Annotated in this window: 13 protein-coding genes; 8 read left to right on the top strand and 5 right to left on the bottom strand. The window is 58.6% G+C overall.

Annotated elements, in window-relative coordinates; genetic code table 11:
- Positions 1–53: 53 nt before the first annotated feature.
- The 7 genes from ispF (at position 54) to rpoS (ending at position 6,095) form a co-directional block, all read left to right on the top strand.
- Complete coding sequence (gene ispF, locus HG264_RS07685; protein WP_169407114.1) at positions 54–527, top strand: 2-C-methyl-D-erythritol 2,4-cyclodiphosphate synthase; 474 nt, start codon at positions 54–56, stop codon at positions 525–527.
- Complete coding sequence (truD, locus tag HG264_RS07680) at positions 524–1,588, top strand: tRNA pseudouridine(13) synthase TruD (RefSeq protein ID WP_169407113.1); 1,065 nt, start codon at positions 524–526, stop codon at positions 1,586–1,588. The genes ispF and truD overlap by 4 nt, the downstream gene beginning before the upstream one ends.
- Positions 1,588–2,337, top strand: a complete 750-nt coding sequence (gene surE, locus HG264_RS07675; RefSeq protein WP_169407112.1) for a 5'/3'-nucleotidase SurE — start codon at positions 1,588–1,590, stop codon at positions 2,335–2,337. The genes truD and surE overlap by 1 nt, the downstream gene beginning before the upstream one ends.
- The gene (locus HG264_RS07670; protein ID WP_150299247.1) at positions 2,337–3,011 is read left to right on the top strand and encodes a protein-L-isoaspartate(D-aspartate) O-methyltransferase; all 675 of its coding nucleotides are present in this window, start codon (positions 2,337–2,339) and stop codon (positions 3,009–3,011) included. Before surE ends, HG264_RS07670 begins: the two co-directional genes overlap by 1 nt.
- Positions 3,012–3,061: 50 nt before the next feature.
- Positions 3,062–3,946, top strand: coding sequence for a DUF368 domain-containing protein (locus tag HG264_RS07665; protein ID WP_169409052.1), 885 nt, complete (start codon positions 3,062–3,064; stop codon positions 3,944–3,946).
- Between the two features lie 41 nt (positions 3,947–3,987).
- Entirely contained in the window at positions 3,988–4,911 is a 924-nt protein-coding gene (locus HG264_RS07660; protein WP_169407111.1) for a peptidoglycan DD-metalloendopeptidase family protein, read from the top strand.
- Between the two features lie 170 nt (positions 4,912–5,081).
- Positions 5,082–6,095, top strand: a complete 1,014-nt coding sequence (rpoS, locus tag HG264_RS07655) for an RNA polymerase sigma factor RpoS (RefSeq protein WP_169407110.1) — start codon at positions 5,082–5,084, stop codon at positions 6,093–6,095.
- A gap of 191 nt (positions 6,096–6,286) precedes the next feature.
- On the opposite strand, the gene HG264_RS07650 is transcribed toward rpoS, so the two are convergent.
- From HG264_RS07650 to HG264_RS07635, 4 genes are all read right to left on the bottom strand, one after another.
- Entirely contained in the window at positions 6,287–7,765 is a 1,479-nt protein-coding gene (locus HG264_RS07650) for an FAD-dependent oxidoreductase (RefSeq protein WP_169407109.1), read from the bottom strand.
- A gap of 216 nt (positions 7,766–7,981) precedes the next feature.
- Complete coding sequence (locus tag HG264_RS07645) at positions 7,982–10,048, bottom strand: bifunctional diguanylate cyclase/phosphodiesterase (protein ID WP_169409051.1); 2,067 nt, start codon at positions 10,046–10,048, stop codon at positions 7,982–7,984.
- Between the two features lie 181 nt (positions 10,049–10,229).
- A complete protein-coding gene (gene sodB / locus HG264_RS07640) occupies positions 10,230–10,811 on the bottom strand; it encodes a superoxide dismutase [Fe] (RefSeq protein ID WP_169407108.1) in 582 nt (193 codons plus the stop codon).
- A 185-nt stretch (positions 10,812–10,996) separates the two neighbouring features.
- Complete coding sequence (locus HG264_RS07635; protein ID WP_169407107.1) at positions 10,997–11,605, bottom strand: LysE/ArgO family amino acid transporter; 609 nt, start codon at positions 11,603–11,605, stop codon at positions 10,997–10,999.
- A gap of 96 nt (positions 11,606–11,701) precedes the next feature.
- On the opposite strand from HG264_RS07635, the gene HG264_RS07630 reads away from it, so the two are divergent.
- Positions 11,702–12,601 carry a LysR family transcriptional regulator ArgP gene (locus tag HG264_RS07630; RefSeq protein ID WP_169407106.1) on the top strand — a complete coding sequence of 300 codons (900 nt, stop codon included), beginning with the start codon at positions 11,702–11,704 and terminating at the stop codon, positions 12,599–12,601.
- Here HG264_RS07630 and HG264_RS07625 read toward each other — a convergent pair.
- Positions 12,594–13,649: a trans-acting enoyl reductase family protein gene (locus HG264_RS07625; RefSeq protein WP_256663812.1), complete on the bottom strand. Its 1,056-nt coding sequence runs from the start codon at positions 13,647–13,649 to the stop codon at positions 12,594–12,596. The genes HG264_RS07630 and HG264_RS07625 overlap by 8 nt on opposite strands.
- Positions 13,650–13,655: the final 6 nt, after the last annotated feature.

Here is a 13,655-nt window from a genome sequence, read left to right as displayed (position 1 = left end):
CGGCCCTCAGGCTGTAAGATCAGCACCTCGATTATTCAGCCGAGAGGTCTGGCATGCGCATTGGTCATGGTTACGACGTACACCGTTTCGGTGAGGGCAACTTCATTACGCTCGGAGGCGTGCGAATCCCTCACTCGCAAGGCTTGCTGGCGCATTCCGACGGTGATGTGGTGTTGCATGCGTTGATGGACGCGCTGCTCGGCGCTGCGGCGCTAGGCGATATCGGTCGGCATTTTCCCGACACCGATCCGCAGTACAAGGGCGCGGACAGCCGCAAGCTGCTGCGCCACACGCTGGACCTGCTCAGCATAAAAGGCTGGAAGGTAGGCAATATCGACGCCACCATCATTGCCCAGGCACCGAAGATGTCTCCGCATATCGAGGCCATGCGCCAGGCGATTGCAACAGACCTGGCGATTGATCCTGAACAGGTCAATATCAAGGCCACCACAACCGAGCGACTGGGTTTTGTCGGGCGCGAGGAAGGTATAGCGGTGCATGCGGTCGCGCTGCTGGTAGCGCTGTGAGTGCGCCTGCAGACCAGCTGCTCGGGCCGCTAGCCTGGGGCGGACCTTTCGGTAGTGCGGTATTGAAGGCCGCGCCGGAGGATTTTCTGGTCACCGAAATACTGGACTTGGAGTTGGAAGGGGCTGGCGAGCATCTCTGGTTGTTGATCGAGAAGCGCAATCTGAATACCGAGGAAGTCGCCCGGATGCTGGCCAGGGCGGCAGGCTTGAAGCTCAAGGACGTAAGCTACGCGGGACTCAAGGACCGCAAGGCCATTACCCGTCAGTGGTTCAGCATGCAGTTGCCTGGCCAGGCCGATCCTGATTTTTCAGCACTGTGGGATGACGATCTCGTCTGTATGGAACGTCGTCGTCACCGCCGCAAGCTGCAGCGCGGGGCGCACCGGGCCAATCATTTTGCTATTCGTCTGACAGAGCTACAGGCCGACAGCCGTTTGCTGGATGATTGCCTGCGAAAAATGGCCGAGTGCGGGACGCCCAACTATTTCGGGCCTCAGCGATTCGGACGCGATGGCAGTAATATGTTCGATGCGCGGCGCTGGGCTGAGCGCGGCGGATTACCGCCTGCACGCGGAACGCGCTCGCGCCTGCTTTCGACGGCGCGCAGCCTGCTGTTCAATCGGGTGCTTGCACGCCGTGTCGCTGACGGTACCTGGAACCGGGTGTTGCCCGGCGATTGTCTAGCATTTACCGATAGCCGGAGCCAGTTTCCGGCAAGCAGACTGGAAGCTGACGACCCGCGCCTCACTGCGCTGGATCTTCACCCTACCGGTCCATTATGGGGCAAGGGCGAGCCAGCGGTCGAAGGTGCGGTCCTGGCCATGGAAAAGTCAGAAGTCGAGCGTGAGCCACAGTTGGCAACCTGGTTGATTTCTGCGGATCTTGAGCACGCCAGGCGTATTCTGCGTCTCCCTTTGAAAGCCTTGACGTGGCATTATCCGTCACCGAATTGTCTGGAACTTGAATTCACACTGCCGACCGGCTGTTTCGCAACCGCGGTAATCCGCGAGCTGGTACGACTGGCCGAAGAGCCGGGCGGCGGACTGGAAAGCGAAACCTGATGCGTATTCTGATTGCCAATGATGATGGCGTGCTGGCACCGGGTCTGACAGCCTTGTACGAAGCGTTGAACGATTATGCCGATTGCGTGGTGGTGGCGCCCCACGAAGACCGTAGCGGGGCCAGCAGTGCCTTGAGCCTGGATAAACCGCTGCGACCCTTTACCCTGGAGAACGGCTTCGTCGGGCTCAACGGAACGCCTACCGATTGCGTGCATCTGGGCATCAATGCGCTGTATCAGGGGACGATCGATATGGTCGTTGCGGGCATCAACCTGGGCGCCAATCTGGGCGACGATGTTCTTTATTCGGGTACGGTGGCTGCTGCGCTGGAAGGGCGCTTTTTGCCGCATACAGCCATGGCGTTTTCGTTAGTGGGCCGTCAGACGGATAATCTTCCGACCGCTGCGGCAATCGCCAGACGCATGGTCGAGGCACACGAAAAGCTTGAGTTGCCGCCGCGGACGGTGCTCAGCGTTAACATTCCCAATCTACCCCTTGAGCAGATAAAGGGTATTCGCCTGACCCGGCTGGGTCATCGTTCGCGGGCCGCTACACCTGTCAAATGGGTGGATCCGCGGGGCAAGGAAGGTTACTGGATTTCAGTCGCTGGCGACGCCGAGGATGGCGGCGAGGGGACTGATTTCCATGCGGTCATGCAGGGGTACGTATCGGTTACGCCTCTGCGCGTCGATAAAACCCACTACGAGGTGTTTGATCACCTGGGACAGTGGCTGGAGAATCTTGGTTAATGGCAGCGCGCGAAGACATCTACAAACACGGAATAGGCATGACCTCCCAGCGCACCCGGGAGCGTCTGCTGGAACGGTTATTCGAGGAGGGGATCCAGAACCTGCAGGTACTGGAGGCTATACGTCGAACGCCTCGGCATCTGTTCGTTGATGAAGCTCTGTCGCATCGTGCATACGAAGACACCGCGCTGCCCATAGGACACAACCAGACCTTGTCGCAGCCGTATATTGTCGCGCGCATGACCGAGCTGTTGCTCGGTGGCGGGCCGCTGGACAAGGTGCTGGAAGTCGGCACCGGTTCGGGTTACCAGACCGCGATTCTGGCTCAGGTGGTAGAGCGAATCTTCAGTGTCGAGCGCATCATGCCGCTGCAGGAACGCGCCAAGGCAGTACTCCGTGAGATCAACATCCGTAACGTGGTTTTCCGGCATGCCGACGGTAACTGGGGCTGGCCGCAGTACGGGCCATATGATGCGATCCTGGTAACCGCAGCACCGGCGGAGGTCCCCACGGAGCTGCTCAGTCAGCTGGCTGACGGAGGCCGCATGGTCATTCCGGTCGGTGAAAAGGAACAGCATTTGACCCTGGTGATCCGCGAAGGGGAACAGTTCATCAGACATCAGGTCGAACCGGTACGTTTTGTACCGCTATTGGCAGGAGCTATAACTTCTTGAAGGCATTACCCCTGGGGCTTGTGCAGTACCTATCGGTTTTTTTCAAGGGCATGGCAATGGGCGCCGCGGATGTGGTGCCAGGCGTTTCCGGCGGAACCATCGCCTTTATCACAGGCATCTATGACCGACTTGTCGGCGCGATTGCAGCTTGTAGCCCGGCCAAGCTTGGCTGGTTGCTGAAAGGGCGGGTCAGGGAGACCTGGCAATCCGTTGACGGTACCTTCCTGGTCACGCTGCTTGCGGGTGTGCTTACCAGTATCCTCAGTCTGGCGAAGCTGATCAGCTTTTTGCTTGAAGCCTATCCGGTACATCTGTGGTCTTTCTTTTTCGGCCTGATTCTTATCTCGGTCCTTGTGATTGGACGCCAGATCACACGCTGGAATATCGCTACCCTGTCAGCTGCGCTGGCCGGCGCTGCTTTTGCGTATCTGATAACCGTCGCTGTGCCCCTGCAACTCCCAGTGACCTTGCCGATGGTGTTTGTCGCGGCTTCGATCGCTATATGCGCGATGATTCTTCCAGGTATATCCGGCAGCTTCATTTTATTGCTACTGGGTCTGTATGCCCCGGTGCTGGACGCGGTGCGCTCAATGGATCTGGCTTTCATCGCCGTATTCGGATGTGGCTGTATCGCAGGTCTGCTCAGCTTTTCCAGAGTGTTGCAGTGGCTTTTGAATAACCTGCGTCATGTTACGCTGGCGTTCCTGACTGGGCTGATGGTCGGCTCCCTGAACAAGGTCTGGCCATGGAAGGAAACACTCAGCTGGCGAGAAAACAGCGGCGGCGAGCTGGAGCCTTTACTGCAGAGCAATATCACTCCGGCGCATTATCAGGCGCTGACCGGGGAGCCATCCTACTGGCTGGTAGCGTTGGCGTTGATGCTGCTTGGCATGCTATTAGTGTCGGCACTTGAGTGGTGGGGAGGGCGAACCTGAGCCAGTCGCTTCACCCGTTATTATTCTCACGATTACAGAACATGGGGCGAAGTGTGTTCGACAGGCATCTGGTGATTATCAATTCCAAGCGGGCCTTGCTGATCCTGGCGGTCAGCCTGCTCACAGCCTGTGCAGGGCCGGCCGGTATGGTGCCTATCGACGATCGCAGCCGCGGCGGCCAACGTGCCGAGCCGGCACCGGCGTCCGGGCTGCATACTGTCAGCCGCGGCGAAACCCTTTATCAGATTGCCTTTCGATACGGCAAGGACTGGAAGTCAGTCGCTGCAGCCAATGGTCTTCGCCAGCCGTTTACCATCTATCCCGGCCAGCGTTTGCGCGTCGGGCCTTCTCAGTCATACGCTAGATCACCCACCAAACCGCGTACCACTGAAACCATAGGGTTACGTACTACCGTGCGGCCGGCGGGCACCGTTACCTCCAAACCAAGCCCGACTCCGCCTGCGGCGGTGCCGCGAGCGACTCCCCGTACCACGCCCCCGGCCGTTACTTCCAGGCCGAGCGCCCCGACAGCTAAACCTGCTCCGAGCGCTAAACCCGCTACCCCGGCTCCGGTAGCCAAGGTGCCAACTAACGTCGATGGCTGGAACTGGCCTGCCGAGGGCGCGCTGATCTCGCGTTTTCAGTCAAACGGGAGTTTGAATAAAGGAATTGATATCGCTGGTGAAATGGGACAGCCTGTCAAGGCAGCCGCCAATGGGGCTGTGGTGTATGCCGGCCGTGGCCTGATCGGGTATGGCGACATGATTATCATCAAACACGATCAGACCTACCTGAGCGCTTATGCCCACAACAGTCGTTTGTTGGTGAAAGAGGGCGATCAGGTCAAGGCCGGCCAGAAAGTCGCGGAAATGGGCAACAGCGGTACCGACAGGGTGAAGCTCCATTTCGAGATACGACGCCAAGGCAAGCCGGTGGATCCTTTGAGTTATTTGCCCAAGCGGTAGGATCATTCGGTCTTAATATGTTTGTCATGGAGGGCGGGCAAAAACAATAGTGCGCATGACCGGAACAAGCGGGGGCTTGGCCGGTCAATTACAGTGAGAGATGGAACGGGCGGCCTCGATGCCATTTTCCATCTATCCGGACGTACTTAGATCGATATGGGGCAGAGAAAATGGCAGTGAATAATAATGAGCCCGTACAAACCCTGACTGACGAACTCGCTCTGCTTGAGCGGGAACCGAAGGACGTGGAGGAGCTCAACATGGACACACCAGCCGAGTTGAACCCGGCGGGACTGAACAGAGCTTCCTCACCGCGTACCCACCGTCGCGAAAACTCCTTCGAATTCACCAAACAGCTCGATGCCACCCAGCTGTATCTCAATGAGATCGGTTTTTCCCCGCTTCTGACTCCTGAAGAAGAAGTCTACTTCGCGCGTTTAGCGCAGAAGGGGGATGCTGCGGGCCGCAAACGCATGATCGAAAGCAACCTGCGTTTGGTGGTGAAGATTGCACGTCGCTACGTCAACCGCGGCCTGAGCCTGCTGGATCTGATCGAGGAGGGTAATCTGGGTTTGATTCGGGCTGTCGAGAAGTTTGATCCGGAGCGGGGCTTCCGTTTCTCGACGTACGCGACCTGGTGGATCCGCCAGACAATCGAGCGCGCGATCATGAATCAGACGCGGACCATCCGCTTGCCGATTCACGTGGTCAAGGAGCTCAACATCTATCTGCGTGCCGCCCGCGAGCTGACGCAGAAGCTGGATCATGAACCGTCGCCTGAAGAAATTGCCAATCTGCTGGACAAGCCTGTCGCCGATGTAAAGCGCATGCTCGGGCTGAACGAGCGAGTCGCTTCGGTGGATATGTCGTTGGGGCCGGACTCGGACAAGACACTGCTCGATACCCTGACCGATGAACAAGCGACAGACCCGTGTGAGCTGCTGCAGGGGGACGACCTGAATGCCAGTATCGATAACTGGCTGGGCGAGCTGAGCGAGAAGCAGCGAGAGGTCGTCGCGCGCCGGTTTGGCTTGCGTGGTCACGAAAGCAGCACGCTTGAAGAGGTTGGACGTGAGATTGGCCTGACCCGCGAGCGGGTACGCCAGATCCAGGTCGAGGCGCTCAAACGGCTACGCGATATTCTCGAACAGCATGGTCTGACCGGTGAGTCGCTCTTTCAATAGGCAACGCACTTGATACAAAAGCCCCGCACGGTTGGTTCCGTGCGGGGCTTTTTGTTGAAGGTGACTAGCACCCAGTATCCGGATCTCCGTGGCTGGCCTTTCGGCCAGCGTCGTGCCGAGGGCGACAGTCTCGCAGCTTGGGACTTTCCACGGTTACAAGGAGTGCCGCCCGGATCGGTTAAAGAGTCGCATCAGATTGATTTGGGTGCCAGCTTCTGCATGGCCGGGCCATGGATCACTTCGCCATTCTTGCCAAAAACCGAACCGTGGCACGGACAGTCCCAGGTGCGGTCCGCGTTATTCCAGGTTACCGTGCAGCCCATATGGGTACAGGTAGCGGAAACGCCATGCAAGGTGCCGCTGTCGTCGCGCCATACGGCAATTTTTTCCTCGCCCCGCGTAATCACGCCGCCCTGGCCAGGGCCAATCGAATCCAGATCGCTCACCTGTGACTGGCTATCCGTGCTCTGGTTGTAATCGTCGGGTTTCGGTCGGGCAGGGTCGAAAAGTGTGCCCCAGGGCCAGCTGCCGGTGGTGATCTGCCGGGCGATACCCAATCCGGCGGCGGTGCCATTACTGATGCCCCAGGCATTGAAGCCGGTTGCTATATACAGGCCGGGCGCTTTTTCAGGGTCCGCTTCGCCGACATAGGCCAAGCGGTCAGGGGTGTCGTAATCTTCATTGCACCAGCGCCAGATAGCCTCGCCTACCGGAAGATGACGGCGAGCCCAGTCTTCAAGCTCGGTAAAGCGCTGGGCCACGTCGTCATCCTGTCCCGTATTGAACCGCGGCCCGAGCACCACCACGAGCGGCCCTTCAGCGTCGCGGCCCATGCGAATCGAATGGGTGGGTTCCTCAGTGGCGATGAACATGCCTTCTATCGGCGAAGAGCCGTTTTCAGGTCGGAACGCCATGGCCACATGGCAACGGGGCTGGGTTGGAGAGACCAGATCGACAGGCGTTTCCACGGGCATGTGTGTAGCGATGATCAGCTGATCAGCAGTCACTGAACCGCCCTCGAAGCCGATTTGCCAGCGCTCGTCGTGATCGGAGCTTATAGCGCGAGTATGCTCGTGAATACGTCCGCCGCGTTCCTGTACCGCGGCAGCCAGGCCAGTCAGGTAACGGGCGGGATTGAATTGTGCCTGCTGGGGAAATTCCAGCGCGGCACTGGTTGCGAAGGGCAGAGGCGCTTCATCCAGCACCCGTGCATCAAAGCCCAGGCTCCGCGCGGCATCGGCCTCTCGCTCGATGGCTGGTCGGCCAGCGGCGTCGCAGCTGTAGGCGTAGGCAGAGCGTGTTTCGTAATCGCACTCGATGCCAAGATCGTTGATCCAGGTTTCGATCAGCTTCATGGCCTCGCGGTTTGCGTCGGCATAGGTTTGAGCCAGCTCCTCGCCGAAGGTGTCGATCAGGTGCCGGTAAATCAGCGCATGCTGTGCAGTAATCTTGGCGGTGGAGCGTCCGGTCACCTGGTGGCCGACCTGCCGGGCCTCCATGACCACTACTGATTTGCCCGCTTCGCATAGCGTCATCGCAGCAGTCAGCCCGACGATGCCGGCTCCGACAATCACTACATCGCAATCAGCGTTTCCGGTCAGTTGTGGGAAATCGCCGGCAGGCGCGTCAGCTACCCAGCAGCAAGCGGCTGTTCCAGAGAGCTTGGTCATAAACATCTCCTCAGAATTAACCTTGCGTTGTAGTTGTAGAGTTGGCCTGCTCGGGAGGGTTCCTGCTGCAGCGCAGGGCAAGACCGTCGGTGATCCAGATGTGAGGGATCGCCGCCAATTGACCGCAGCGTGGTATTACGTAGCTGGACGCGATGACGAAGCGCGCAGCGGAATTGATGTGTTCAGCAGGGCCCAAGGGCCCGGGTATCGCTGTGATTAGTTATGCAAGCTCAGCGGGGGCGTCAGCGACCGGGTGTTGTATCGGTGCAGCCAGTCCGCTACGGCAGAAGCCGGTAGTGGCCGGCTGTAATAATATCCCTGGCCTTCATTGCAGCCATGGTTGATTACGTATGTCTGCTGCTCCAGGGTTTCTACGCCTTCTGCAATAACCTGCATGTTAAGGCTGCGGCCGAGCTGGATAATCGCGCGGACGATTGTCGCGTCGTCCTCGTTCAACAGAACATCTTGCACAAAGCTCTTGTCGATCTTGATCTTGTCCAGCGGCAGTCCGCGCAAATAGCTGAGGGATGAATAGCCGGTCCCGAAGTCGTCGATGGCGATCAGCACGCCGGCTTTTTTCAGATTGTTCAAATGGCTCGCTGCGGCGGAAATATCATCCATCAGGCCCGTTTCGGTCACTTCCAGTTCCAGGCTTAGCGGAGGCAGTTCATAGCGTTGCATCAGCGCCGCCACTTTGTCGGCCAGTCCGCTATGGTGCAGCTGCACGGTTGAGAGGTTGACCGCCATGCGCAGGTCAGCGAAGCCTGCAACATGCCATTCATGAAGCTGCTGGCAGGCCTGCTCGAGTACCCATTCACCGATAGCGTTGATTGAACCGTTCTGCTCAGCCAGAGGAATGAACAGATCAGGCGGTACTAGGCCGCGGTCGGGATGCTGCCAACGCAGCAAAGCCTCGACGCCCACCGCACGGTCTTGATCAAAGCTGACCTGCGGCTGATACATCAGATGAAATTCCTGACGATCAAGCGCACCGCGCAGGTCCTTTTCCAGTTCACGGCGCACGCGCATTTCGGCGTCCAGGCTGGCGATATAGAACTGATAGCGGTTACGTGAACGGGTCTTGGCGAGCATCATGGTCTGCTCGGCTTTCTGCAATATCGTCTCGGCCTCTGTCCCGTCATCCGGAAACAACGTAATGCCGATGGTGGCGCGCAAACGGACGGTTCCATCCCCAAGCACGAACGGGCGTTGCAGATCGTCCAGAATGGTCTGAGCCAACTCTGCTGCTTCGTAAGGTTGGCTGATACCGGTTTGCACCATCGCGAATTGATCGCCACCCAGCCTGGCCAGGCAGCCCAATCGGCTACTGCTGGCGCGAAGTCGGTCCGCAACCGCTACCAGAAGGGCATCGCCGGATTGATAGGTGAATTGCTCGTTGATTTCCTTGAAATCGTCCAGCCCGCAACAGAGCACTGCAACGCCTTTTTGCAGGCGTCCGGCGTCACTCAGCATCCTGGTGAGCTGATCCTGCAACATGCTGCGATTGGGTAAGCCGGTGAGATTGTCGTGCTGGGTCATGTGCTGCAGGTTAGCTTCAGCTTCACGGCGCTGGTTGTTGTTGCGCTCTATGGACTCCAGCAGCTGGTTGGCTTTGCTTATCCATAGCCCCAGTTCGTTTTTTTCGTGGCCGGGTAGAACGGGAATCAACATTCGTCCCGGCTGGTCGGGATTGATCTGGGAAATGTTACGGAGAATGCGTGACAGCGGCCGGGTCAACAGGATGTGATACAGCAGATAGAGCACCAGCGCCATGGTCAGCGCGCGCAGGATCCCGGAGATGAAAACAATCAACGAGCGTTGCAGAAAATCCTGTCCGTAGGGAGCCGTGTCGAGCGTGAGCCGCAGTTGCCCGTAATATTCGTGTCTTGGCTCGGGCCCTCTGAGCTCGATCGCATACTGGCGGTCTGCGCCAAGCAAGCGGTCGGTCAACGCCCGCCAGGGTTGATGGGTGAGGGACTCTTCGCGAACAACCTGAAAGTCTTCCCGGGGGTCGCCGATGGATACAAAGCGCACGGCTTTATGCTCGAACAGGCCTTCAACCACCTGGGAGGCCATTGCACGGTCAAAGCTATATACCGCCTGGGTCGCGGGATCGCGCGACATGGCGAGAATCTGTTCAGCGGTCTCGTCTATGAAACGACGTTCAAGTCGCAGGTCATTGATGATCTGAGCGGCGCTCAGAATGATCCCGACGATGAATGCCCACAACAGGACTTGCTGAAATAGCTTGACGGAGAGGCTGTCTCGGCGCTCCAGTTTCACTGTTTTCATCCATGATCGACTACGGGCGAAGCGTATCAGCCTGAGACAGTCGTGACTGCCCGGACTTGTTATGACCCAAGTATTGGCAATGGAAAGGCCGGTGTCAAAGTAAAGTCATATTAAAATGCCATAAAAATGACAAACCCCGCCGGAGCGGGGTTTGTTTCGTGCTTAACCGAAATCAGCCAGCGAAGTTCTTCGCGACGAAATCCCAGTTAACGATGTTCCAGAACGCCTCGACAAACTTCGGACGGGCATTGCGGTAATCGATGTAGTAGGCATGTTCCCAGACGTCGCAGGTCAGCAAGGGTGTAGCGCCATCGGTCATGGGGTTGTTGGCATTGCTGGTGCTTACGACAGCCAGCGAACCGTCGGATTTTTTCACCAGCCAGCCCCAACCGGAACCGAAGGTGGTTACCGAAGCCTTGCTGAACTCTTCCTTGAATTTGTCAAAGGAGCCGAAAGCCTTGTTGATGGCTTCGGCCAGCTCGCCAGTAGGCTCGCCACCGCCGTTCGGGCTCAGGCAGTTCCAGAAGAAGGTGTGGTTCCAGACCTGGGCAGCGTTGTTGAAGATGCCGCCGCTGGATGTCTTGATAATGGTTTCCAGATCCTTGCCTTCGAACTCAGTGCCCGGAACCAGGTTGTTCAGGTTGGTTACGTAGGTGTTGTGGTGCTTGTCGTGGTGAAATTCCAGGGTCTCGGCGGACATGTGCGGCTCGAGAGCGTTCTTTTCGTAGGGTAGCGGTGGTAATTCAAAAGCCATGGTTTCTCTCCATCTTCAGGTTCGGAACGGAATTTTTCGGTACAGCAGGCTGCTGGCGAGGCCGGCAGCCTATTGTGAGCACCTCTTTTAAAACTGGGCGCTGCCCGTCATGTCAATCGGCAAGGCAAGATCATAGCAGTTGGGGCCTGGCCTATCTACGTAACAAGCGTGTGGGTATAGCATGGCTATGGCGCTGGGCGAGCCAGTGACCAGGCGACCGCCAGCATCATGATGGCCACGCCTGCATCGATCAGGCGCCAGGTCATCGGACGAGAAAGCACCGGTGCCAATCGTGCCGCACCAAGAGCCAGGCAACCGAACCACAACACAGATGCACTGACCGCGCCCAGTACAAACAGTTCGGGTATACGCTGCTGGGCACCAATGGAGCCGATCAACACCAGCGTGTCGATATAGACATGCGGGTTGAGCAAGGTTACCGCCAGGGTTGCCACGACGACTGCGCCGAGCGAGCGCGGCGCTCGCTCAGCCGCTTTGAGACTCTGCGCGCTGCATGCACGTTTAAGGGCGAGCAGGGCATAACAGGTCAGGAACAGAACGCCGCCCCAGCGGGTGAACGCCAACAACATGGCGTGGCTATCCAGCAGCGAAGCGAGCCCGAAGGTCCCTGCGCTGATCAGTAGCGCATCACACAACATGCATATCATCGCAGCGCCAAGATGGTGTTCGCGCCGCAGCGCCTGGCCCAGCACGAAAGCGTTCTGCGCGCCGATCGCCATGATCAGGCCGCCGGCAGTAAACAATCCGTTGATGAAATTGCTCAGATAAAACATCAGCTATCAGTCCGCTCGGGAGGGTGGAGCTGGTAGCTTGCGACCGTTGAGTTTATAAGTGAAATAGATATTGCTCATGCTTCATAAGGAATACTAATGCTGGACTACAAGTTGCTGACAGCCCTGGCTGCGGTTGTCGAATGCGGCGGGTTCGAACGGGCAGCGCGCATGCTTGGCTTATCGCAGTCGGCAGTGTCGCAGCGGATCAAGCTACTGGAGGTGCGGGCCGGCGCACCGGTATTACAGCGGGCGTCCCCACCCCGACCAACGTCCGTAGGCCAGCGCCTGCTCAACCATGTCCAGCAGGTGCGCTTGCTCGAGCGGGACCTGCACGAAGACCTGCCAATTGCCGGGCCAGGTGATCCGCCCGCGCGTCTACGCATTGCGCTGAACGCCGACAGCCTGGCGACCTGGTGGTCAACGGCTGTCGCGGGATTGTGTGAGCGCGAGAACCTGTTGCTGGATCTGCTGGTTGATGACCAGGACGTCGGCCTGCGCCGCATGCGTGCCGGTGAGGTGGCTGGTTGTCTGTGCGCAACAGCCGACCCGGTAGCGGGCGCTCGCTCGGTATTATTGGGACATATGCGTTATCTGGCAGTGGCCTGTCCCGCTTTTATCCGGCGACATCTCCCCGAGGGGCTGAATGCCGGGTCGGTGGCGAGCGCGCCGGCGATCGTGTTCGGGCAGGATGATCAGTTACAACACCGGTTTGTCAGCGGGCAGGGACTGGTCGGCGAGTTTCCCTATCATCTGTGCCCTTCTTCGGAGGGCTTTGTAAGGATGCTCGTATCAGGGCTGGGCTGGGGTATGGTGCCTGCGCTGCAGATCCGCCAGGAGCTGGAAGACGGCGTGTTAGTGGAGCTGGCGGCTGGCGAAGGCGTGGAGGTGCCCTTGTACTGGCATTACTGGCGCCACGGCGGGCGCCTGCTGGATTCATTTACCAACCAGCTGGTTCGCGAGGCACCTCGCTGGCTTGAAACGATATGCCCTAGCTGATTTCAATCGTGCCCGACCCCGGCAGTTGTTCTACGCAGTGCTCGCCAAGCAGCCGGGAGGGCGTAAAGTAACCAGCAAGAATGTCTTCAGCAGACAACATATGCCGCACTGCGAACAAGGTTCCATGGACCGTCACATCGTAGCCGTTGGCCGTCTGGACGCGCGCGACTACCTTTTTACCTGCGGGATTCTGCGCCTCACCCCATACATAGGTTGGCGCATCGCGGCGTTGATCGCTATCAGGCCCGGTTGTCCGCCTGCCGGCCAGGAATTTGAGCAGGGCCTGTACCGGTGGCAGCGCTAGCAGCGGCCGTAACCAGTCGAGCCGGCGTAGACGCAATGCGGCACTCGGAGCCATCGGTACGAAGACTTCGATATTGTCGATACCGGTGGTGAACCAGGCCGTGGCAATGTCGCCCCAGGGAATGGTTACTGCGTATTTGGTGCCGTTACCGAAGTCTATTTCCCGACTCTGGTATACCAGCGGGACCGTCCGGATCTCATCATCAATCCGTACCTTTCCGCCATGCTTGAGCCCTTCGACGGACGTCTTGGCGGTGCCCGGGGAAAAACCGCTGCGCGAGTCGAACCCCAATGCCAGGCGATCGGCGTCGGGCAGTGCTTCCTTCAGGCAGGCCGCAAGGCAATCGGTGGGAATAACGTCAAACCCGACGCCGGGGCACAATACGATGCCGGCAGCCTGCGCTTCGGCATTGCGAGCATGGGCCTCGACGAATACATCGATCTCGCCGGTGATGTCCAGGTAGTGCGTCCGGCTGGCCAGGCAGGCGTTGATCATGGGACGGCTGGTTGCAGAAAATGGCCCAGCGCAGTGCGCCACTACGGTTATATCCTTGAGCGCTGCCTGCGCGGCTGCGCTATCGTCCAGTTTGAATATCCGGTGTTCAAGCCCCAGCTCGGTGGCAAGCGTTTGAATGTCCCGTCGTTTGCGCCCGGCGAGTATTGGCTGCAGGCCCTGCTTGACCGCTTCCCTGGCTAGCAGGCGCCCGGCATAGCCATTGGCACCATAGATCATCCATTGATGCATCGCTGA

The organism is Pseudomonas sp. gcc21 (assembly GCF_012844345.1).
Taxonomy (GTDB): domain Bacteria; phylum Pseudomonadota; class Gammaproteobacteria; order Pseudomonadales; family Pseudomonadaceae; genus Halopseudomonas.
The sequence above is the reverse complement of the archived record's forward strand: the minus strand, read 5'-3'. Positions and strand labels throughout refer to the sequence as shown.